We start from the raw sequence: 22034 nt of genomic DNA on the forward strand, positions 1-22034 counted from the left end.
TTTGGAGAGTTCGTGGACTTCCTCAACGCCGTCATCCTCGGCCTCGTTCAGGGACTCACCGAGTTCCTGCCGATCTCGTCGAGTGCGCATCTACTCATCGTCGGCCGCCTCCTGGGCACGGGCGACGACCCGGGTGCCGCCTTCACGGCGATCACGCAGCTCGGAACAGAGACGGCCGTCGTCATCTACTTCTGGCGCGACATCTCGCGCATCGTCTCCACGTGGTTCCGCTCGATCATCGGCCGGGTGCCCCGCTCCGATCCCGACGCGAAGCTCGGCTGGTTCATCATTCTCGGCAGCGTGCCGATCGTGGTGCTCGGCCTGATCTTCCAGGACGCGATCGAGAGCACCCTGCGCTCCCTCTGGATCGTGGCGGGCACGCTCATCGTCTTTGGAATCCTGCTGGGAGTCGCCGACTACGTGGGAGCGAAGAAGAGGCGCCTCGACCAGCTGACCGTGCCGCACGCCACCGTCTTCGGATTCGCCCAGGCCCTCGCACTGATCCCCGGAGTCTCCCGCTCCGGCGGCACCATCACGGCGGGGCTGTTCATGGGCTACGAGCGAGCCGCCGCCGCCCGCTACTCCTTCCTGCTCGCCATCCCGGCCGTCTTCGGCAGCGGTCTCTATCAGGTCTACAAGTCGGTCAAGGAGACCTGCACCGTCGCCACCGCCACGTGCACGCCCGAGGTCTTCGGCCCGCTCGAGACCCTGGTGGCCACCATCATCGCCTTCGTCGTGGGCCTCGTCGTCATCGCCTTCTTCATGAGCTACATCTCGAGGCGCAGCTTCCTTCCCTTCGTCGTCTATCGCATCGCGCTCGGCGTGATCCTCATCGTGCTGCTCGGCACCGGAGCGATGCAGGCCTGACCCTCGCGCGACGGTAGTCTTTTCCAGTGCATTCCTGGAGCAGGCCCGTCGTCCCCCCACTTCCCGGACGGGGTCCCGTTCCCCGGGTCTTCGACGACTCGACGGGATCGCTCGTCGAGGCGGCGGTCGTCGACGGCCGCGTCGGTCTCTACGTGTGCGGCATCACCCCCTACGACGCCACGCACCTTGGCCACGCGTCGACCTACCTGGCGTTCGACGGCCTCCAGCGACTCTGGATCGACGCGGGGCTCGACGTCGACTACGTGCAGAACATCACCGACGTCGACGACCCGCTGCTCGAGCGGGCGACCGCGACCGGCGTGGACTGGCGTGAGCTCGCTCAGTCCCAGGTCGACCTCTTCCGCACGGATATGGCCGCGCTCCGTGTCCTGCCGCCCCGCGACTACGTCGCCGTCACCGAGGCCGTCGCCCCGGTAGCGGATGCCGTGCGCCGGCTCGTCGACGCCGGCTTCGGCTACGAGGTCGACACGCCCGATGCCAGGGATGCCGGCAGCCGGGACATCTACTTCGACATCGATGCGGCTGCGGAGCGCACGGAGTGGCACCTCGGGCTGGAGAGCCGTCTCGACGCGGCCGCGATGGCCGAGTTCTTCGCGGAACGCGGGGGAGATCCCGACAGGGCCGGAAAGCGCAATCGTCTCGACCCCCTGCTGTGGCGCGCGGCGCGCGTCGGCGAGCCCTCCTGGCCGAGCCCGGTCGGCGAGGGGCGCCCAGGGTGGCACATCGAGTGCTCGGTGATCGCGCTCGACTCCCTCGGCCCGCACTTCAGCGTGCAGGGCGGCGGCAGCGACCTCGTCTTCCCGCACCATGAGTTCTCGGCGGCCCACGCCACGGCACTGACCGGTCAACGCTTCGCCGACGTGCACGCCCACGCCGGAATGGTGGCCTACCAAGGCGAGAAGATGAGCAAGTCGCTCGGCAACCTCGTGCTCGTCTCGGCGCTGCGCGCAGCCGGTGTCGACCCCTCCGCGGTGCGCCTCGCCGTGCTCGCCCACCACTACCGCGACGACTGGGAGTGGACGGATCAGGGCCTCGCCGAGGCCATCACCCGGCTCGAGCGCTGGCGCGACGCGGTGGCGCGACCGACGGCATCCGCACCCCACGACGACGAGGTCGCCCTGCTCGACGAGCTGCGCACCGTTCTCTCGTCAGACCTCGACACCCCGGCCGCCCTCGCTGCGATGGACCGCTGGACGGCCGGCGGTCATGCGACGAACGGCCTCGTCGCGCAGACGATCGACGCCCTGCTGGGCATCGATCTGACGCGCCCGACCACCTAGTCCTTGGGGCGCCAGGGTTCGTCGGGTCTGCCGTCGCCCCGTTTGCGCAGGTACTTCTCGAACTCCTGCGCGATGGCCTCTCCGCTCGCCTCGGGCGAGTCGACGGTGTCTCGGGCCTGCTCGAGCTGCTGGATGTACGAGGCCATCTCGTCGTCCTCGCCCGCGAGCGCGTCGATGCCCGACTCCCACGCGGAGGCCTCGTCGACCAGGTCGCCCCGGGGGATGACCACGTCGACCAGTTCTTCGAGCTTGTCGATCAGGGCCAGGGTCGCCTTGGGCGACGGCGCGTTGTGCACATAATGCGGAACGGATGCCCAGATGGAGACCGTCGCTATGCCCAGAGCTTCGGCGGCATCGGCGATCACGCTCAGGATGCCGACGGGCCCCTCGTATGTGGACCTCTCGATGCCGAGCTGAGTGCGGACAGACGCGTTCTCGCTCGTCGCCGTGATCGAGATCGGCCGGGTGTGCGGAACGTCGGCGAGCATCGCTCCGAGGAGGACGATGCCGGAGACCCCGGCCGTCATCGCGGCGTCGAGCACCTCGACAGTGAACTTCTTCCAGTTGCGCGACGGCTCCGCGCCCACGAGCAGGAAGACGTTGCCCGTGTTGTCCGATCCGACCCTGAGCTCGGCATCGGCGGCGAGGGGGATGTTGTCGACGTCGGTGCTGGCCGGCCCATAGAGGGTCGCACTCGGCCAGATCAGGGCACGGGTGCCCTCATCGTCTTGAGACACGACCGGCCTGTTGAACTGGAAGTCGAAGTACTCCTCGGCGTCGACGCCGGCGAGCGTCACGACGTCGAGCTGCTCGCGCAGAAGCTGGACCGCACCCGTCGCGGCCTCTCCTGCATCGTTCCAGCCCTCGAATGCGACGACGAGAAGTCGCCCTTTGAGGAATTCGTTGCCCTGTGTCACCGTGTCGAGAACCCTTTTCGTCGTTGCGAGATCGTCTGTCAAGGATAGGCCGTCGATTCCGACGGGGCCCGCGACCCGTAGACTCCTTCGACGTGAAGACACGCCTCCCCGCCGCCGTTCTCTGGGACATGGACGGAACCATTGTCGATACAGAGCCCTACTGGATGGACTCGGAGACCGCTCTCGTCGCCCGCTTCGGCGGCACGTGGACGCACGAGGACGCCCTGACCCTCGTGGGATCGGGCCTGGAGCGGTCGGCGCAGATCCTGCAGCGGCACGGCGTCGACATGACAACCGACGCGATCGTCGACCACCTGACGGCCGAGGTCATGACGCGCATCAGCATCTCGGTGCCCTGGCGACCCGGAGCCCGGGAACTGCTGTCGGCCCTTCGCGAGCACGATGTGCCGTGCGCCCTGGTGACCATGTCGCTCGGTGTGATGGCGGAGCACGTCAGGTCGTTCATCCCGTTCGACGCCTTCGACGTCGTGGTGTCGGGTGACAGTGTCGAGAACAGCAAGCCCCATCCCGAGGCGTACCTTGAGGCCGCCCGTCTCCTCGGAGTGCCGATCGAGGACTGCGTGGCCATCGAGGACTCCGTCCCCGGCGTCGCCAGCGCGGCTGCCTCCGGAGCGGTCACCATCGGCGTTCCCCATATCCTCCCGCTCGATGACAGCGCGGCCAGTGTGCTGTGGGCCACGCTCGAGGGCCGCACCGTCGACGACGTCGCGGTCGCGCTGGCCGAACACCGTCGATCGCCCCTCATCCATCCCACGACCGGAAGTCGACACCAGTGACCATGAACTCCTTCTCCGGACCGTTCCGCGTCGGCGAGCGCGTACAGCTCACCGGCCCCAAGGGCAAGCTGAACTCCATCACCCTGACGGCGGGCGCGGAATTCCACACCCATCGCGGCGCCATCGACCACGACGCGATCATCGGCCGGCCCGACGGGTCGGTCGTCGCGAACACGGTGGGCGTCGAGTACCTCGTGCTCCGACCGCTTCTCACCGATTTCGTGATGTCGATGCCCCGCGGCGCCGCCATCATCTATCCGAAGGATGCGGCCCAGATCCTCGGCCAGGCCGACATCTTCCCGGGCGCCACCGTCGTCGAGGCCGGTGTGGGCAGCGGGGCGCTCTCGCTCTGGCTGCTGCGCGCGATCGGGCCGGAGGGCACGCTGTCGTCGTTCGAGCGGCGCGAGGAGTTCGCCGATGTCGCGATGGCGAACGTGACCGCGTTCTCCGGCTCGGCTCCCGAGAACTGGAGCATCACACTCGGCGACCTGAGCGAGGCTCTGCCGGAGAAGCACGAGAACCACTCCGTCGACCGGGTCGTCCTCGACATGCTCGCCCCGTGGGAGTGCATCCCGGCCGTCACCGACGCACTGAAGCCCGGCGGCGTCGTGCTCTGCTACGTCGCGACGGTCACGCAGCTCTCCCGCGTGGTCGAGACCATTCGAAGCACCGGCTCGTTCACCGACCCCCAGCCGTCGGAGACGATGATCCGCTCATGGCACGTCGAAGGCCTCGCCGTGCGGCCCGATCACCGCATGATCGGCCACACGGGATTCCTGGTCACCGCGCGTCGGCTCGCGCCCGGCGCCGAGCTTCCCGAGCTGAAGCGACGCGCATCCAAATCCGAATACTCCGACGACGACGTCGAGGCCTGGACCCCGGGCGCCCTCGGCGAACGCGGAATCAGCCCCAAGAGCCTGCGCAAGCGGGTGCGGATGGCGACGGCGACGGCCACCGCGAGGACCGGTGGCGACACCGCGCCGGAGGCGCCCGGCGACGACTCCGAGCCGGAATAAACTAAGCTGTTGTCCGCTCAACCACCAGTGAAAAGAGGATCCGTGCGCAAGTCACTCGCGCTCATTCTGTCCGCGGGTCTTCTCGCCACTCTTTCGGCCTGCGCGTCGACCACATCGGGTCTCGCCGACGGCGACTGCTCGCCCCTGGCACAGCCCGGCTCCGCCTCGGAGACCATCACCGCCACGGGCGACCCCGGGGCGGCGACCCTCGATTTCGCCACGCCCCTCGTGTCGAAGAAGACCGAGCGCTCGGTCCTCACGGCGGGCTCGGGCCCTGCCGCCCAGGTGGGCGACGTGATCTGGGGCAAGGCGGTGCTGGCCTCCGGCACAGACACCTCGTCGGCCCAGCAGACCCCCTTCATGATCACGCTCGACGAGAAGGTCACCCCTCCCGGATTCACCGACGCCCTCGCCTGCGCTCGCGCGGGAGATCGCATCGCCGCCGTCATTCCTACGGCCGAGGCCACGACCGACGCCACGCAGGCTCCTGCCGGTGACACGGCCGATGCCTACCTCTTCGACATCACCTCGGTGTACCCGGGCGCCGCCACCGGCGCGACGGAGCCGGCCGAGGCCGGCTTCCCCAGCGTCGTCACGGCCCCCGACGGCCGCCCCGGCGTCACCATCCCCTCCGGCACGATTCCCACCGACCTCCGGTACACGACACTGAAGAAGGGCTCGGGAGCCACAGTCGCCGAGGGAGATGTCCTCGTGGTCCAGTCGCTCGGCGTCGTCTGGGACGACAAGTCGGTGTTCTCCTCCAGCTGGGCAGACGGCATGGCGACGCAGATTCGCGCCTCCGACATCTCGACGGACCAGAACGGCGTGGTTCCCGGACTCCTGAAGGCACTGGTCGGCCAGACGGTCGGGTCGCAGGTACTCGTGGTCGTGCCCCCGGCCGATGGCTTCGGAGACACGGGAACGACCGGTGCTCCTGCCGGATCGACGCTCGTGTATGTCGTCGACATCCTCGGCGCCAACCCGGCCTCCTGAGCGGCTCGGCCTCGGCCGCCGCGGGTGGCCGGCGCACTAAAATGAAGTCCGTGCCCGAGTCCTCCCCATCGATCCCGTCGAGTGACGCCTCTGCCGCTGCGGTAGCGGTGGAGGAGCGGCTCTTCAGTCTCGTGCTGGCCCTGGTCTCCACGGAGATCGGACTCACCAAGGCGGAGATCCTGGGCGCCGTGCAGGGCTACCGGCAGAAGTTCGTTCCCGGCGGCGACAACTCGAGCCTCGAGCGACAGTTCGAACGCGACAAGGACGACATCCGCGAACTCGGCGTGCCGCTGGAGACCCTCGAGTCGCCGACCGATCCGGGAAACAACCAGGCCCTTCGCTACCGCATCTCCAAAGGCGACTACGACCTCCCTGCCGACATCTCCTTCACACCGGAGGAGACCACGCTGCTGAACTTGGCTGCCATGGTCTGGCGGGAGGGCTCGCTCTCGGGGGAGTCCCGCAGGGCCCTGCTCAAACTGAGGTCCCTGGGCACGGAGGGCAGCAAGCAGCTCATCGGCTATGCGCCGCGCATCCGCACCCGCGATGCCGCCTTCGGCCCGCTGACCGACGCTCTCGACAAGGCCGTGCTCGTTCGCTTCAGCTATCTCAAGCCGGGCGAGCTGAACGCCCGAGAGAGGCTCGTCGCGCCGGCGGCGGTCGTGCAGCACCAGGGTCGGTGGTATCTCCAGGCCTTCGATCAGAAAGCGGATGCCCCGCGCACCTTCCTTCTATCGAGGATCGTCGGTCCCGTCGTCGTCACGCGCACGCCATCACCCCAGACGGCCTCGGCGACGGCCGGCGACGACGCCCTCGCCGAACTCGACGAGATCTGGCGCACCCATGTCGCGCACGTCTCGGTGCGGCCCGGCACCGATGCCGAATCCCGTCTCGGCAAGCGGAGGGGCAGCATCCGGAACCCGAACGGCACGATCGCACTGCACTACACCGACCTCGCCGTACTGGCCGACGACCTCGCCGCCTTCGGGCCCGAGGTGGTCGTCATCTCGCCGACGGGTCTCGTCACGGCCGTTCTCGACCGGCTCGCCGCCATCATCGCGAGCCACTCAGACGAGACGGATGCCGTATGAGCGCCGACCAGAACACTCCCGGCGGCTTCCATCACGCCCAGGACAAGCTGACCTTCCTGCTCTCGCTCGTTCCCTACCTGATCCAGCAGACCCAGGTGAGCGTGAGCGACGCCGCGCGGCACTTCGGAGTCTCGCAGCAGACGATCCGTGAGGCGGTCCTGCTCATCGCCGTCTCCGGCGTGCCGGGAAGCGACAGCAACTACCAGCACGGCGATCTGTTCGACATCGACTGGGACGCCTTCGATGAGAACGAGATCATCATCACCCAGCTCGTCGCCATCGACGACTCGCCGCGGTTCTCCGCACGCGAGGCGTCGGCGCTCATCGCCGGGCTGCAGTACCTCCAGTCCTTGCCCGAGAACGTCGACTCCGCCGCGTATTCGAGCCTGGCCGCCAAGCTGGCCCGGGGCGCATCGGAGACGCCGAGCCAGCTGATTGTCTCGCCGGCGGCCACGAACGACTCCTTCGCCCGTATCGGCGACGCGCTGTCGCGTGGCATGCAGCTCGAGTTCGACTACCGGGACTCGAAGGGCCAGTCCGAGCATCGACGCGTCGACCCGCTGCGCCTCGACTCCGACGACGACGACTGGTACCTGCGGGCCTGGGATCACTCGCGCGAGTCCGTTCGCACGTTCCGCCTCGACCGCATCGACGGCCTGAGTGTCACCGGGCTGCCCATCGAGCACCGGCCGTCCGACGTGGCCCTGAGCGACTCGCTCTTCGACACCTCGGGCGAGCACACGACGGTCGTCCTCGAATTCCGACCGGAGGCGCTCGGCCTGCTGGGGGAGTTCGTGCCCGAGGGCACCCGGGTGACCCGCGTCGGGGAGCTGAGCCGGGCATCCGTTCGCGTCGCGCATTTCCACGGCCTCACCCGCCTCGTCGCGGGGCTCGCGGGAGTCGCCCGCGTGGTCGACCCTCCCGAGGCCCGGCGCGCGGTGCGACAGTGGGCCGTCGACGCCCGGGCGGCGTATCCTGCCGCGCCCGACGAGCACCCCTTGATCGCGAACGCGTAGGCTGTCACGATGCAGTGGTGGTCGTGGATCGTGATCTGGCTCGTGCTGGCGCTGGCGCTGGTGGGCACGATCGGGTACTTCGGGTGGCGTCTCTTCCGCAAGGGGATCGCGGTCGTCGAGGAACTGGAACGACTGACCGACAAGATCGACCTTCTGCAGCGCAACGTCGACGAACTCACTGCGGACGCACCGCCGAACGCCATTCTCGACGGGTACTCGACGGTGGCGAACCGTCGGGATCGCGAACGGGACCGCCGGGCGACCATGCGGCAGCTTCGCAGGGACACCCGCCTGGCGCGGGGTAGACTGATAACCGCACCACACGCCTGGGAAGGACGGACCGATGCTCGGTAATGCATTTGGGTGGCCCCACCTACTCATCATCCTCGTCGTCGTCGTCTTGCTGTTCGGTGCGCCGAAGCTTCCCGGCCTCGCCCGCAGCCTCGGCCAGTCGATGCGCATCTTCCGCAACGAGGTCAAGACGATGAAAGACGAGAACTCGTCGCCGTCCGGCTCCGCTGCGTCCGATTCCTCCGCACAGGCCGCGCCGGTCGCCGACCAGACGCCGAGCGTCGTCTCGCCCGAGTCCAAGCCAAAGCCATAGGCACGGTGGCCGCCCGAACACAGCGGCGTGCCAATCGCGAGGGGCGCATGTCTCTCGGCGCGCATCTCCTCGAGTTACGCAAGAGGCTGTTCATGGCCGCCATCGGCATCGTCCTCGGTGCTGTCGCAGGCTGGTTCCTCTCCGACCTCGTGCTCGACGCGATCCGCGGTCCGATCACCGAGATCGGCGAGCAGCAGGGCCGGGTCGCCAGCATCAACTGGGACAACATCGGCGGGGCGTTCGACCTCAAGGTTCAGATCGCGTTGACGATCGGCTTCGTCGTGTCGTCACCCGTCTGGCTCTACCAGATCTGGGCGTTCCTCGTGCCCGGTCTCACCCGGCGCGAGAAGCTCTACAGCGTGGGTTTCCTCGGCGCGTCCATTCCCCTGTTCCTCGCAGGCTGCGTCGCCGGGTGGTATGTGCTGCCCCACATCGTCGTACTCCTTGCGAGCTTCGCGCCGTCTGAAGACACGAACCTGATCACCGCTCGGGGCTACTACGACTTCGTGCTCAAGCTGGTGCTCGCCGTGGGAATCGCGTTCGTCCTCCCTGTGTTCCTCGTGCTGCTCAACTTCGTCGGAGTGCTCAGCGCCTCGTCGATCATCAAGTCCTGGCGCATCGCGATCCTCGCCATCGTACTCTTCACGGCCATCGCCACCCCCGCCGCCGACCCCACGGCGATGATCCTCCTCGCGATCCCCATGGTCGTGCTCTACTTCGCGGCCTACGGCGTCGCGTGGATCCACGACTGGCGCGTCGCCCGGGCCGCCAGTCGCCTCGAAACCGAATTGGCCGCCTGATGCCCGCATCCGATCCCGCCACCCTGTCGCCCTCCGAACGCTACGCGCGCAGTCGGGCGAGAGGGGGCCGGCCCCTGCTCGACGCCTTCGCCGCGCAGAAGAACTTCGGCCTCGACACCTTCCAGCTCGAGGCCTGCGGCGCGCTCGAGGGCGGCGACAGCGTGCTTGTCGCTGCGCCCACCGGAGCCGGCAAGACGGTCGTGGCCGAGTTCGCCGTCTATGTGGCGATGCAGCAGAAGAGGGCGAAGGTCTTCTACACGGCTCCGATCAAGGCTCTGAGCAACCAGAAGTTCCAGGAGTTCACGGCCGAGTACGGCGCGGATAACGTCGGACTGCTCACCGGCGACACGAACATCAACGCGTCGGCGCGCATCGTGGTGATGACCACCGAGGTGCTGCGCAACATGATCTACGCCGATTCCGATCTGCTCACCGACCTGGCCTACGTCGTGATGGACGAGGTGCACTACCTCGCCGACCGATTCCGTGGTGCGGTCTGGGAAGAGGTGATCATCCACCTGTCTTCCGACGTGCGCCTCGTGTCGCTGAGCGCGACCGTCTCGAACGCCGAGGAGTTCGGCGACTGGCTGCAGGCGGTTCGCGGCGAGACGTCCGTGATCGTGTCGGAAGAGAGGCCAGTTCCCCTCGACCAGCACGTTATGGTGCGCAGCAAACTCATCGACCTGTTCGACGCCACAGGCAAGGCCGCGACGAACAGGGTCAATCCCGAACTCCTTCGCATCGCCCGCAACTCGATGCCGCAGGGATCGAATCGGCGGGGTGGTTCGCGCGACCGGAGAAGCGGCGGGTCGTACCACCGTGGCGGCGCCGCGCAGGAGCGCGCCGACCGACCCGAGGTCATCGAGATGCTCGACCGGCAGAATCTGCTACCGGCGATCTTCTTCGTGTTCTCGAGGGTCGGATGCGATCAGGCCGTCAAGCAGGTGCTGCGAGCCGGCATCCGGCTCACCACGGCCGACGAGCGCGACGAGATCCGCGACATCGTGGAGGATCGCTGCCGCACGATCCTCGACGAGGACCTGGCCGTGCTCGGCTACTGGGAGTGGCTCGAGGGCCTCCAGCGCGGCCTGGCCGCCCATCACGCAGGCCTTCTTCCGGCGTTCAAGGAAGTCGTCGAAGAGTTGTTCCAGAAGAAGCTCGTGAAGGTCGTCTTCGCGACCGAGACTCTGGCCCTCGGAATCAACATGCCGGCGCGCACCGTCGTTCTCGAGAAGCTCGAGAAGTTCAACGGCGAGGCGCGTGTGCCCATCACGCCGGGGGAGTACACCCAGCTCACCGGCCGGGCGGGCCGCCGGGGAATCGACGTGGAGGGCCACTCCGTCATCCAGTGGAGGGAGGGGCTGGACCCGCAGGCTATCGCCTCCCTGGCGTCCAGGCGCAGCTACCCCCTCAACTCGAGCTTCCGCCCCACCTACAACATGGCCGTCAACCTCATCGAGCAGTTCGGTCGCGCCCGCACGCGCGAGAGCCTCGAGTCGTCGTTCGCCCAGTTCCAGGCCGACAGGGCGGTCGTCGACCTCGCCCGCAAGCTCCGTTCGCAAGAGGAATCGCTCGCCGGCTATGCGCGCTCGATGGCCTGCGACCGGGGCGATTTCTCGGAGTATGCGGCGCTCAGACGCGAGATCACCGACCTCGAGCGCTCGGGAGCCGGTCGCGCCGACAGCCAGTCCCGGGCCGATCGGGACGCCAGGGCCAAGAAGATCAACGACCTCCGTCGCAGGCTGAAGGTACACCCCGTGCACTCGTGCCCCGACCGGGAGCAGCACGCCCGGTGGGCGGAGCGGTGGTGGCGCCTCAAGAAGGAGACCGACCGCCTCGCGCAGCAGATCAGCACACGGACCGGAGCCATCTCCAAGGTCTTCGACCGCGTCACCGATGTGCTCGTCGAGCTCGGGTACCTGTCGGAGCAGGGCGACGGCGAGATGACCCTGACGCCGACGGGACGAACGCTGAAGCGCATCTACGGCGAACGGGACCTGCTGGTGGCCGAGTGCCTGCGCAGACAGGCCTGGAGAGACCTCGACGCGGCCGGACTCGCCGCCATCGCCTGCACCCTTGTCTACGAGCCGCGCCGGGAGGAGAACGAGGGGGCCGACCGCTTCCTTCCACGGGGAACGTTCCGGGCGGCGCTCGAGTCGACCCGGCACATCCTCGATTCGCTTCAGCAGCTCGAGGCGCGGCACCGTCTGCCCGAGGGCGCTCCGCTCTCCACCGGGCTCAGCCTGGCCATGCACCAGTGGGCCCGCGGCGCCCGACTCGACGACGTGCTGGTCGACGCCGACATGCAGGCGGGAGACTTCGTCCGCTGGACGAAGCAGACCATCGACCTGCTCGACCAGCTCCAAGGACAGCCGGATGCGCGGATAGCCCGAACGGCCCGCGACGCGCTCGACCTGATTCGCCGGGGCATCGTGGCCTACTCGTCGGTGGCGTGAGCATGGTCGTCGAAGGCGCCGTCGAGCGCGCCCGCCCGATCATGCCGTACTGGCTCGCCCTCCTGACGGCGGCGGCCGGGGGAGTAGCCCTCGACACGGGCTTCCCCGACAAGGATGTCTGGCCGGTCACGTTCCTCGGAATCGGGCTCGTACTCGTCTCCCTGATAGGTCGGCGATTCTGGGGCGCACTGCTGATCGGCCTCGTCGGCGGCTTCTCCTTCTGGGGCGTGCACATCTTCTGGCTCACGCTGTATCTCGGGCCGATCCCATGGCTGGCCCTGGCGATTCTGCAGTCGATCTTCTTCGCCATCGGTGCGGCCCTGATCGCCGTCGTCTACGGTCGGGCCTCGATCACCTGGCCGCGCACCGGCATCCGGCTTCTGATGCTACCCGTCGTGGTCGCCGGACTCTGGACGGCCAGGGAGGCCCTCACGGCCGTCTGGCCCGAGGGCGGATTCTCGTGGGGACGCGTCGTCTTCAGCCAGTCCGAGAGCCCGTACGCGTCGCTCGTGGCCTGGATCGGATTCTCCGGGCTCTCTTTCGTGATGGTCTGGCTCGTCGCGTTCCTCATCGAACTCGCCCGCACACCCGGCGTCCTCGCAAGAACTCGAGCGCTGTGGGCCGCCGTCGCCATCGTCGCCACGCTCGCGGTGCCGGCTTGGTACGCGCCGACAGAGGGCACGTCGCGCATCGCCGCAGTGCAGGGCAACACCGACGCGTCGCTGTTCTCCGGGCGGGCCGCAGGCGACGTGCTGAGCGACCAGACCGCCGAGACCCTGAAGATCATCGATCAGAAGGTCGACATGGTCGTGTGGCCCGAGAACGGCTCCGACCTCGACCCCGCACGATCGCAGTTGGCGGCCAACCAGCTCGACTACCTGAGCGAGGCCATGAACGCGCCGTTCATCGTGGGCACGATCACCAACCCGTCGGAGAACGCCTACTTCAACACCTCGCTGCTCTGGAAGGCCGGCAGCGGGTCGGTCGACCACTACGACAAGCGCCACCCCGTTCCGTTCGCCGAATACATGCCCGCCCGAGCGATCTTCCGAGCGATCGTTCCCGACCTGGTCGACCTCGTGACGCGCGACTACTCGAAGGGAACCACCGACACCGTCTTCGACATCAACGGCGTGATCGCGGGAATCTCCATCTGCTTCGACATCACCGACGACGCTGTCGCCCGGGAGATGATGGGCGACGGGGCCCAGGTCATCCTGGCCCAGACGAACAACGCCGACTTCGGCAAGACCGACGAGAACCTGCAGCAGTTGGCCATCGCCCGGCTCCGTGCCGTCGAGACCGGGCGCAGCGTCGTGAACATCTCCACGGTGGGCACCAGCGCGATCATCGCTCCCGACGGCTCGACCATCGCATCCATCGCCCCCTACGAGGCCGGATCGATCATCGCGGACGTTCCGCTCGCGACACAGACGAGCCCGGCGACCCTCCTGGGCGCGGGCATCGAACTCCTCGTGTCGGGGCTGGGACTCGCGGGACTGGTGCTCTCCCTGACCACTGCCGCGGTCCGACGCCGGCTCAACTGACAAGCGCCCCGTGTCAGCTGTTGCTGACCGGGGCGCTGAATCGTGCCGTGCTGAGGACTAGGCGTTGACCTTCTGGCCACGACGGGCCCGAAGGTAGCTGAGCCGCTCCTCGAGGAGCTCTTCGAGCTCTGCGCGGGTGCGACGCTCGAGCAGCATGTCCCAGTGGCTGCGCGGCGTCTTGGACTCCGCGTGTTCGACGACGACGGGCTCCGACCCGACCATGCGTGTGGCTTCCATGCTGCAGTACTTGCACTCCCAGGTGTCGGGAGCCTCGGCCTCTGCGGAGAACACCATGTCGGTGTCTTTTCCGCAGGAGGAACAGTGATACGTGTGGGTCAAGCGCGGGGAGAAGACGACGCCTTCTTCGGTCTGGAGGCTTTGGCCTCCGAGTCTCATGCCGCGCAAGCTGCGATCCGCCATTGTGTGGTCCTTTCTCGCGTTGCTTACACCGTTATAAACCCCAGAACAGGGGTAATTCTTCCCAGCCGGAGCTTTACCAGAACTCTCCCAGAGAGTCTGCAGGGTCAGGCTGGCGGCAGAGCCGAGCGATCTGCGGCCATGCTTCGGGCGACGTCGAGTGCGAGATCGCACCTGTCCGTCACGATGCCGTCGACGCCCAGCTCGAGAAGGCGTCGCATCTCGTCGGGGTCGTTGACGGTCCACACGTGCATCTCGACGCCGCGGCGGTGGAGTGCCCGCACGACGCGCGGCGTCGCGATCGAGAGCCGGCCGCGTCTTGGGGGGACCTGAACGGCGTCGACACCGCCGATCGCCCAGGGCGCGAGTCCGAGGATGCCGAGCTTGGCCAGGGCGAGGATGGCGACGAATCGAGGGGCGCTGGCCGAGTTCGCGACGCCCGGCAGGAGACCGACTGCCGCGGCCCGGCGGGCGGCGGAGAACGACGTCACGAGCACGCGATCGGTGGCGCCGGCCTCGATCACGGCGCGCGCGATCGCGACTCCTGCGCGCTGCGACTTCACGTCGATGTTGAACCGCGCCTGCGGAAAGGCTCTGAGGGCGTCGACGAGGGTCGGCATGCGATGGCCGTCGCCCAGGTCGACCTTCTGCAACTCATCGGTTGTCATATCTGCGACCTCGGCGTCGATGCCGGCGACTCGAAGCAGGCTCGGATCGTGCGCGATCATCGCTATCCCGTCGAGGGATGCGTGCACGTCCGTCTCGAGGTAGATCGCACCTCGACGCAGCGCGGCGTCGAACGACGCGAGCGTGTTCTCCGGCACGTCGAGGGCGAGTCCGCGATGCGCCAGCACCCGCGGAGCGGGCGGCGAGAACCACTCGCCGCGGTCAGCTGGTCGGCGTCGTCGGGCCACGGTCGCCGAATGCCTGCCCGATTCCCTTGAGCGCCTCGGTGAGTTCGCTCGGGATGATCCAGAGTTTGTTCGCCGAACCCTCGGCGAGTTTCGGAAGGGTCTGCAGGTATTGGTAGGCGAGGAGCAGCTGGTCGGGCTCACCCTGATGGATCGCCCCGAACACCGTGGTGATGGCCTCGGCCTCGCCCTTCGCGCGCAGCACGGCCGCCTGGGCATCGCCCTCGGCACGCAGGATCTCGCCCTGTCGATGCCCTTCGGCCTCGAGGATCGCGGACTGCTTCGTGCCCTCGGCGGTGAGGATCACGGCCCGACGCTCACGCTCGGCGCGCATCTGCTTCTCCATCGAATCCTGGATCGAGAGGGGAGGATCGATCGCCTTCAGCTCGACCCGCCCGACGCGGATGCCCCACTTTCCCGTGGCCTCGTCGAGCACGATGCGCAGCTGTCCATTGATCTCGTCGCGGCTGGTGAGCGCCTGTTCGAGGTTGAGGCCACCGACGACGTTGCGCAATGTGGTGGTTGCAAGTTGCTCGACCGCGCCGAGATAGTTGGCGATCTCGTAGGTGGCGGCGCGAGCGTCGGTCACCTGGAAGAACACCACCGTGTCGATCGACACGACGAGGTTGTCCTCGGTGATCACGGGCTGCGGCGGGAACGAGACGACCTGTTCGCGCAGGTCGATGAGGGGACGGAGCCGGTCGATGAAGGGGACGAGCACCCGAAGGCCCGGCTCGAGGGTCTTGTGATATGCGCCGAGACGCTCCACGACTCCGGCCGTGGCCTGAGGAATGATGCGGATCGAGCGAGCGAGAATCACCAGGACGAAGATGACGATCACCACGATGATTGCGATCACCACGATCTGTCCGACGAGTGAGGAATCCGAACCGGTCACAGCGCTGTCCTTTCTGCGGGGACGACGAACGCCGTTGCCCCATCGATGGCAGTGACGAGCACCCTCTGGCCGAGGTCGACGTCCGCCGCGTCGGTGATGGGGGAGACCCGCGCCGTCCAGATGTCTCCGTTGGAGAGCTTGACGTGACCGCCGCCCTCCGTGAGCCGCGTCGTCACGATGCCCTCGAGCCCGATGAGCGCATCCACATTGCTCTTCGTGGGGTCGCCGCCGCGCCGAAGGGCCCTGAGCAGCGGCGGGCGGATGGTGAAGATGAGCAGGAGGGAGATCGCAGCAGCGATAAGGATCTGGAAGAACCAGGGGACCCCGACGAGGCTGGAGACGAGACCGCCGACGCTGCCCAGGGCGATCATGAGGAACGTGAACTCGAGACTGAACATCTCGACGATGAGAAAGACCAGCACCAGGGCCAGCCAGATCGTCCACGCGTAGGACGCCAGAAACTCGACCATCTGTACACGACTCCTCTCGTCGATGTATTCCTCAAAACTACCAGCAACGCCTGAGAGCATGACCCTGACTTGGTAGTCTCGGGAGCCAGAGTCAAAGGAGCACCGAGAGTGTCAACAAACCCCCTGCAACCCGAATCCATGGCCGCGAAACGCGTGCTCGTCACCGGCTCGTCGCGCGGAATCGGCGCCGACACCGTGTCGTACTTCGCCGCAGCCGGCGCTCGGGTCGCCATCAACTTCCGCAACAAAGAGGCGCGAGCCCTCAAGCTGGCCGCGAAGATCGCAGAGTCCGGGGGAGAGGCCATCACGGTCGGAGCCGACCTCACCGACCCCGCCTCGGTCGCCCAGCTGTTCGAACGCATCCAGTCGGAGTTCGGCGGGCTCGACGTTCTCGTGCTGAACGCCTCGGGCGGCATGGAGGGCGGCATGGCTGCCGACTACGCCATGACCCTCAACCGCGACGCCCAGCTCAACGTACTCACGAGCGCCGTGCCGCTCCTGGCCCCGGGTTCACGAGTCGTCTTCGTCACCAGCCACCAGGCGCACTTCATCCACACGACAGAGACCATGCCGGAATACGTGCCGGTGGCCCTGTCGAAGCGCGCCGGCGAGGACGCGCTCCGCGCACTCATTCCCGAGCTCGACGAGAAGGGCATCGACTTCGTCGTCGTCTCGGGGGACATGATCGAGGGAACGATCACCGCCACCCTCCTCGAGCGGGCGAATCCCGGCGCGATCAGTTCTCGCAAGGAGTCGGCCGGTCGCCTGTACAACGTGGGGGAGTTCGCCGCCGAGGTTGCCCTCGCCGCCGTCGAGCCGATTCCCTCTAACCACACGCGTTACGTCGGCGACATCAGCGACTTCGCTCCCGTCGACTGAGTTCGAAGACCGACAGGCCGGCATGAGCGCGCACGCCACGACCACCGACGTCGTCTATGCGAAGTCGCGAGTTCTGCTCGTCGATCAGTACGATCACGTGCTGCTCATGCTGACCCGCCACGACGTCGACGGCTATCCGGCTCGATGGCTGACGACCGGCGGGCACCTCGAGCCCGGCGAGGACCATCGCACCGCCGCCATTCGCGAACTCTACGAGGAGACCGGCCTCGCCATCGACGATCCGGGAGCACCGTTCACGACCCGCGACTTCGTGGCCGAGCGGGCTCCCGGCGTCTGGGCCGCGCACCACGAGGTGTGGTATTCCCTTCGCACCCGGCGATTCGAGATCGATCGGGCGAACTGGACGCCCGAGGAGAAGGTCGACATCATCGACGAGCGGTGGTGGAGCCTGCGCGAGCTCGAGACGACCGCCGACCCGGTCGAACCCGAGAACCTCGCGCGTCTCCTCGGCGGCCAGATCGCATCCTGCTGACTGTTCGACGAGAGGGAATCCATGAGCACGGCAGCCGACAACCACGACCGCATCCGAGTGCAGGGTGCCCGCGAGAACAATCTGAAGAACGTCAGCGTCGACATCCCGAAACGACGCCTCACCGTGTTCACCGGCGTCTCGGGGTCGGGTAAGAGCTCTCTGGTGTTCGCCACGATTGCCGCCGAGTCGCAGCGCATGATCAACGAGACCTACAGCGCGTTCCTGCAGGGGTTCATGCCGACGCTCGCCCGCCCCGACGTCGATCTGCTCGAGGGCGTGACGACCGCGATCATCGTCGACCAGGAACGCATGGGTGCCAACTCCCGCTCGACGGTCGGTACGGCGACCGATACGAACGCGATGCTGAGGATCGTCTTCAGTCGGCTGGGGCAACCCCACCTAGGCTCGCCCCAGGCCTTCGCCTTCAACGTGCCCTCGGTCAGCGGCGCCGGCGCCGTGACCATGGAGAAGGGCGGACGAGAGGTCAAGGAGCGCCGCAGCTTCACGGTCACCGGGGGCATGTGCCCGCGCTGCGAGGGCATGGGCAAGGTCAACGACATCGACCTCACCCAGCTCTACGACGACAGCAGATCGCTCAACGAGGGCGCCCTGACCATTCCGGGATACACGGCCGACGGCTGGGGCGTGCGCATCTTCTCGGGCTCCGGCTTCCTCGACGCCGACAAGCCGATCCGCGACTACACGACGAAGGAGCTCGACGACTTTCTCTACCACGAGCCCGTCAAGGTCAAGGTCGGCGACATCAACATGACCTACGAGGGACTGGTCCCCAAGGTGCAGAAGTCGTTCCTGTCGAAGGACAGGGAGGCCATGCAGCCGCACATCCGGGCGTTCGTCGACCGGGCGGTCACCTTCACGACCTGCCCGGAGTGCTCGGGCACGCGTCTCAACGAGGGAGCGCGCTCGTCTCGTATCGGCGAGGTCAACATCGCGGATGCCTGTGCCATGCAGATCAGCGATCTCGCGGAGTGGGTGCGCACGATCGACGAGCCGTCGGTCGCGCCCCTGTTGAGCGGCCTGCAGCACACGCTCGACTCCTTCGTCGAGATCGGGCTCGGATACCTCTCGCTCGATCGACCCGCGGGCACGCTGTCGGGCGGCGAGGCACAGCGCACGAAGATGATCCGGCACCTGGGCTCTTCCCTGACCGACGTCACCTACGTCTTCGACGAGCCGACCATCGGTCTGCACCCCCACGACATCCAGAGCATGAACGGCCTCCTCCTGCAGCTGCGCGACAAGGGCAACACCGTTCTCGTCGTCGAACACAAACCCGAGACGATCGCCATCGCCGACCACATCGTCGACCTCGGGCCGCGCGCGGGCACCGCGGGCGGCGAGGTGTGCTTCGAGGGCACCGTCGACGGGCTGCGGGGGAGCGGCACCCTGACCGGCCTCCATTTCGACGACCGACACACCCTCAAGAAGAGCGTGCGAGCACGCACAGGAGCCCTGCAGATCCGCGGGGCGCGAACGCACAACCTGCGCGACGTCGACGTCGATGTTCCCACCGGCGTCCTCGCCGTCATCACGGGCGTCGCGGGCTCGGGCAAGAGCTCGCTCATCCACGGCTCGATCGCCGGCCGAGACGGCGTCGTCTCCGTCGACCAGGGCGCCATCCGCGGATCTCGGCGCAGCAATCCGGCGACGTACACGGGCCTGCTCGAACCCATCCGCAAGGCCTTCGCCAAGGCGAACGGCGTGAAACCCGCCCTGTTCAGCGCGAACTCCGAGGGGGCCTGCCCGAACTGCAACGGCTCCGGTGTGATCGTCACCGACCTCGGCATGATGGCCTCGGTCACCACCACCTGCGAGGTCTGCGAGGGCCGGCGCTTCGACGCATCGGTGCTCGATTACCACCTGAACGGGCGGGACATCAGCGAAGTCCTCGGCATGAGCGTCGACGAGGCGCTGCTGTATTTCTCGACCGGTGACTCGCGCACGCCGGCCGCCCAGTCGATTCTGGAGCGGCTGGCAGACGTCGGCCTGGGATACATCCGTCTCGGACAGCCACTGAACACCCTCTCGGGAGGCGAGAGGCAACGGCTGAAACTCGCCACTCACATGTCGGAGCAGGGCGGCGTCTACATCCTCGACGAGCCGACCACCGGGCTTCACCTCGCCGACGTCGAACAGCTGCTCGGCCTTCTCGACCGGCTGGTCGATTCCGGAAAGTCGGTGATCGTCATCGAGCACCACCAGGCGGTCATGGCTCACGCCGACTGGATCATCGACATCGGCCCCGGCGCCGGTCACGATGGCGGCACCGTGGTCTTCGAAGGAACGCCGTCTGAGCTCGTCGCGGAGCGATCGACCCTGACGGGCGAGTATCTTGCACGGTACGTGGGCGCCTGACGTCCGTGAGGAAAGTCGGCGCCAGTGCGTCTATTTATTATGTCAAGAGATTTCACGTGCTCGAGCGAAGGCCATGGATGCGTGAGCCGCACACCGCAGGCCCGTCAGCGCGTGCGTTCCTCACGAACACAACGAGCCCTGGTCATCGAGTGAGCCCGGAGGTAACCTGCGCCGGAGCGCACGGAGCCGTCGCGCGCAGACCGTGGGGCGACCGGCGCGAGCCGGCTCACGGTCGCTGATCCAGCCCCGCTCCGCCGCATCCACCGAACGACCGATAATGCACATTATGTCAATACAACCCAGGAACCACCGTGCTCCCGCCTCCCACAGCGGCACGCAGGGCCGCGTCAGTTGCTGACCCGCACCTCCTGCCGGGCGTACCGCAGGTCGTCGGCCTGAGCGAGCATGAACCCCGCGAGGTCGGCGCGGGAGATTCGCCAGCGCACCCGATCTCCGGATCCGGTCGCGGTGCGCACGGTGACACGTCCCGATCCCGGCTTGTCGTGGGGCATCGCGGCCACGATGTTGCGCGTTCCCGCCGCGACGGGCATGTCCTTAGACCAGCCTGCGAGGTTCGGGGCCAGTGTGGCGAGGACGGCGTCGGCATCGCGAACGGCATCCTCGACGGCGACCGCGTCGGTCAGCTCGCCTTGCACGATCTGCAGCCGCTCGTGGCGCAGATCGAGCTTCGCCGGATTGCGGACGAACGCCACCACGTCATGCCCGGCGGCGAGTGCCTGTTCGGCCAGGTGGATGCCGGTGCGACCGCTAGAGCCGAAGATTGTCAGCTTCATCATGTTTCCCTCGCGATCTGCTTGTCAGTGGTCGTAGGCGACGTAGTGCAGCTCGGGCTGCCGACGCTCGTCGTGCAGCCGTGCCAACGCCTCGGCGATGACATCGGGCTCGGCGTCGGGGTGGCCGCCTCCGATGAGGGCGGTGATGCCCATGTGCGCGACGTAGATGCCCTTCGGCTGCAGTGCTGTGTGCAGATTGAGGGTCCAGTTGCGAAGTCCCGCTGCGGCGATGTTGACGTTTCCAAGGAAGGGCATCGGGCTGATGGAGCCGCCGCCTGTCGTGATGAGCACGGTTCCCGTGCCCGCCGTGATCATGTCCGGCAGTACGGCCCTGACAGCGCTGAGCGCCCCACCCAGATAGAAATCGATCTGCGGCTGCAGAGTCTCCATCGTCACCTCGAGAACGTCGACGGGCGCGAGCGTCGGGTCCGCCGGCGAGAACTCCAGCACGTCGATCGGGCCGACGGTATGCCTGATCGAGTGAAGGGCGCTTGCGACGGTCTCCGGTCGGCTGACGTCCGCAGTGAAACCGTGAGCAGTGATGCCTTCTCCCCCAAGCGTGCGGACGAGGGAGTCGAGCTTGGTTTGGGTGCGCGCCACGAGGGCGACATCGAAGCCCCTGCGTCCGAATGCGCGGGCGATCTCGAGACCCAGTCCGGGTCCGGCTCCGATGATGGTGATGAGAGGCATGGGTGTGTCCTTTCGTGTCCCGGCACTCAGCAGAGCGTCGCAGGATGGGATAGATTGAGGTCGTCCTCAAGTTGTCTCAGCCTATCTTGAGGCCACCCTCAATATCCAATGGAGACTCCATGCCGCCCACCACCGGCCTCCGCCGAGACGCCCAATCCAACGTCGAGAAGCTGCACGCCGCCGCGCTGGCGGTGTTCTCGCGCCGCGGACTGTCCGCTCCCCTCGAGGAGATCGCTCGCGAGGCAGGCGTGAGCATCGGGACCCTCTACAATCGGGTCGGATCCCGGGAGGCCCTCATCGACGCCGTGGTCCCCGCAGTCGCCGGCGAGAAACTCCTGGCACTCAAGGAGCAGGCCATGAGGCAGCCATCCCCTCGCGCGCGCTTGGAAACCTTCATCGCGGGCATGATCGACCTGCAGCTCAGCGACCCGGCATTGAACGACGCCATGCTCCGTCGCTTCCCGAATGCCACCTCACTCATCGAAGCATGCGAGCGATCGACTGCACTCGGTCAGGACTTGATCGATGACGCCCACGCCGCCGGGGTCCTCTCGCGAGACTTCACCGCCGACGACCTCATGACCATACTGTGGATGGCCGGAACCGCCAGTCACGACCCCTCGGCTCCCGTGGGATGGCGGCGATTGGTCGACCGCAGCATCGCCTCCGCCTGGTCGACCTAGCCTCGACGCATCGCGGCT

General features: G+C 67.3%; 23 protein-coding genes. 16 read left to right on the forward strand and 7 right to left on the reverse strand.

Translation table 11 applies throughout. The features are described 5' to 3' along the window. The first annotated feature begins 12 nt into the window (after positions 1 to 12). Together ASF06_RS16690 and mshC are read left to right on the forward strand one after the other, a co-directional pair. On the forward strand, positions 13 to 867 hold the full coding sequence (locus tag ASF06_RS16690) for an undecaprenyl-diphosphate phosphatase (RefSeq protein WP_055928592.1): 855 nt from the start codon (positions 13 to 15) through the stop codon (positions 865 to 867). A 26-nt stretch (positions 868 to 893) separates the two neighbouring features. After that, complete coding sequence (gene mshC, locus ASF06_RS16695) at positions 894 to 2168, forward strand: cysteine--1-D-myo-inosityl 2-amino-2-deoxy-alpha-D-glucopyranoside ligase (protein ID WP_055949537.1); 1275 nt, start codon at positions 894 to 896, stop codon at positions 2166 to 2168. Here mshC and ASF06_RS16700 read toward each other — a convergent pair. Further along, positions 2165 to 3085 (reverse strand): proteasome assembly chaperone family protein, encoded by a 921-nt coding sequence (locus tag ASF06_RS16700; protein ID WP_055928586.1) that lies wholly within the window; start codon positions 3083 to 3085, stop codon positions 2165 to 2167. The genes mshC and ASF06_RS16700 overlap by 4 nt on opposite strands. Before the next feature lie 92 nt (positions 3086 to 3177). On the opposite strand from ASF06_RS16700, the gene ASF06_RS16705 reads away from it, so the two are divergent. The 10 genes from ASF06_RS16705 to lnt are packed head-to-tail and all read left to right on the forward strand — an operon-like array spanning position 3178 to position 13405. Next, the gene (locus ASF06_RS16705; protein WP_055949539.1) at positions 3178 to 3882 is read left to right on the forward strand and encodes an HAD family hydrolase; all 705 of its coding nucleotides are present in this window, start codon (positions 3178 to 3180) and stop codon (positions 3880 to 3882) included. 2 nt (positions 3883 to 3884) lie between these two features. Beyond that, positions 3885 to 4898: a tRNA (adenine-N1)-methyltransferase gene (locus tag ASF06_RS16710; RefSeq protein WP_055949542.1), complete on the forward strand. Its 1014-nt coding sequence runs from the start codon at positions 3885 to 3887 to the stop codon at positions 4896 to 4898. A 42-nt stretch (positions 4899 to 4940) separates the two neighbouring features. After that, positions 4941 to 5891, forward strand: a complete 951-nt coding sequence (locus tag ASF06_RS16715) for an FKBP-type peptidyl-prolyl cis-trans isomerase (RefSeq protein WP_055949545.1) — start codon at positions 4941 to 4943, stop codon at positions 5889 to 5891. A 50-nt stretch (positions 5892 to 5941) separates the two neighbouring features. Continuing rightward, positions 5942 to 6982, forward strand: coding sequence for a helix-turn-helix transcriptional regulator (locus ASF06_RS16720; protein ID WP_055949549.1), 1041 nt, complete (start codon positions 5942 to 5944; stop codon positions 6980 to 6982). Continuing rightward, the gene (locus ASF06_RS16725) at positions 6979 to 7998 is read left to right on the forward strand and encodes a helix-turn-helix transcriptional regulator (protein ID WP_055949552.1); all 1020 of its coding nucleotides are present in this window, start codon (positions 6979 to 6981) and stop codon (positions 7996 to 7998) included. The genes ASF06_RS16720 and ASF06_RS16725 overlap by 4 nt, the downstream gene beginning before the upstream one ends. Before the next feature lie 9 nt (positions 7999 to 8007). After that, positions 8008 to 8352: a hypothetical protein gene (locus ASF06_RS16730; protein WP_055949556.1), complete on the forward strand. Its 345-nt coding sequence runs from the start codon at positions 8008 to 8010 to the stop codon at positions 8350 to 8352. Next, a complete protein-coding gene (tatA, locus tag ASF06_RS16735; RefSeq protein ID WP_055949559.1) occupies positions 8342 to 8602 on the forward strand; it encodes a Sec-independent protein translocase subunit TatA in 261 nt (86 codons plus the stop codon). Before ASF06_RS16730 ends, tatA begins: the two co-directional genes overlap by 11 nt. A gap of 47 nt (positions 8603 to 8649) precedes the next feature. Continuing rightward, positions 8650 to 9402: a twin-arginine translocase subunit TatC gene (gene tatC / locus ASF06_RS16740; RefSeq protein ID WP_055949562.1), complete on the forward strand. Its 753-nt coding sequence runs from the start codon at positions 8650 to 8652 to the stop codon at positions 9400 to 9402. After that, entirely contained in the window at positions 9402 to 11858 is a 2457-nt protein-coding gene (locus ASF06_RS16745) for a DEAD/DEAH box helicase (RefSeq protein ID WP_055949564.1), read from the forward strand. The genes tatC and ASF06_RS16745 overlap by 1 nt, the downstream gene beginning before the upstream one ends. A 2-nt stretch (positions 11859 to 11860) precedes the next feature. Continuing rightward, positions 11861 to 13405 (forward strand): apolipoprotein N-acyltransferase, encoded by a 1545-nt coding sequence (gene lnt / locus ASF06_RS16750; RefSeq protein WP_055949567.1) that lies wholly within the window; start codon positions 11861 to 11863, stop codon positions 13403 to 13405. 57 nt (positions 13406 to 13462) lie between these two features. Here the strand turns inward: lnt and ASF06_RS16755 are convergent, their stop codons facing one another. From ASF06_RS16755 to ASF06_RS16770, 4 genes are all read right to left on the reverse strand, one after another. Further along, complete coding sequence (locus ASF06_RS16755; RefSeq protein ID WP_055928551.1) at positions 13463 to 13825, reverse strand: RNA polymerase-binding protein RbpA; 363 nt, start codon at positions 13823 to 13825, stop codon at positions 13463 to 13465. A 104-nt stretch (positions 13826 to 13929) separates the two neighbouring features. After that, complete coding sequence (locus ASF06_RS16760; RefSeq protein ID WP_055949570.1) at positions 13930 to 14736, reverse strand: glycerophosphodiester phosphodiesterase family protein; 807 nt, start codon at positions 14734 to 14736, stop codon at positions 13930 to 13932. Next, complete coding sequence (locus tag ASF06_RS16765) at positions 14711 to 15598, reverse strand: SPFH domain-containing protein (protein ID WP_441004920.1); 888 nt, start codon at positions 15596 to 15598, stop codon at positions 14711 to 14713. Before ASF06_RS16765 ends, ASF06_RS16760 begins: the two co-directional genes overlap by 26 nt. Before the next feature lie 29 nt (positions 15599 to 15627). Continuing rightward, positions 15628 to 16101 carry an NfeD family protein gene (locus ASF06_RS16770; protein WP_055949577.1) on the reverse strand — a complete coding sequence of 158 codons (474 nt, stop codon included), beginning with the start codon at positions 16099 to 16101 and terminating at the stop codon, positions 15628 to 15630. A gap of 138 nt (positions 16102 to 16239) precedes the next feature. Here ASF06_RS16770 and ASF06_RS16775 point away from each other — a divergent pair, with 138 nt between their 5' ends. The 3 genes from ASF06_RS16775 to ASF06_RS16785 are packed head-to-tail and all read left to right on the forward strand — an operon-like array spanning position 16240 to position 19849. Next, on the forward strand, positions 16240 to 16980 hold the full coding sequence (locus ASF06_RS16775) for an SDR family oxidoreductase (RefSeq protein ID WP_055949580.1): 741 nt from the start codon (positions 16240 to 16242) through the stop codon (positions 16978 to 16980). A 22-nt stretch (positions 16981 to 17002) separates the two neighbouring features. Beyond that, on the forward strand, positions 17003 to 17473 hold the full coding sequence (locus ASF06_RS16780; RefSeq protein WP_055949583.1) for an NUDIX hydrolase: 471 nt from the start codon (positions 17003 to 17005) through the stop codon (positions 17471 to 17473). Positions 17474 to 17494: 21 nt separating this feature from the next. After that, on the forward strand, positions 17495 to 19849 hold the full coding sequence (locus ASF06_RS16785) for an ATP-binding cassette domain-containing protein (RefSeq protein ID WP_055949586.1): 2355 nt from the start codon (positions 17495 to 17497) through the stop codon (positions 19847 to 19849). 347 nt (positions 19850 to 20196) lie between these two features. Here the strand turns inward: ASF06_RS16785 and ASF06_RS16790 are convergent, their stop codons facing one another. Together ASF06_RS16790 and ASF06_RS16795 are read right to left on the reverse strand one after the other, a co-directional pair. Beyond that, positions 20197 to 20646, reverse strand: coding sequence for an NAD(P)-dependent oxidoreductase (locus ASF06_RS16790; protein WP_055949589.1), 450 nt, complete (start codon positions 20644 to 20646; stop codon positions 20197 to 20199). A gap of 21 nt (positions 20647 to 20667) precedes the next feature. After that, positions 20668 to 21333, reverse strand: a complete 666-nt coding sequence (locus ASF06_RS16795) for an SDR family NAD(P)-dependent oxidoreductase (RefSeq protein WP_055949592.1) — start codon at positions 21331 to 21333, stop codon at positions 20668 to 20670. Positions 21334 to 21452: 119 nt separating this feature from the next. On the opposite strand from ASF06_RS16795, the gene ASF06_RS16800 reads away from it, so the two are divergent. Next, positions 21453 to 22016, forward strand: coding sequence for a TetR/AcrR family transcriptional regulator (locus tag ASF06_RS16800; RefSeq protein ID WP_055949596.1), 564 nt, complete (start codon positions 21453 to 21455; stop codon positions 22014 to 22016). The last annotated feature ends 18 nt before the right edge of the window (positions 22017 to 22034 follow it).

It is taken from the genome of Agreia sp. Leaf244 (genome assembly GCF_001422695.1).
GTDB lineage: Bacteria > Actinomycetota > Actinomycetes > Actinomycetales > Microbacteriaceae > Agreia.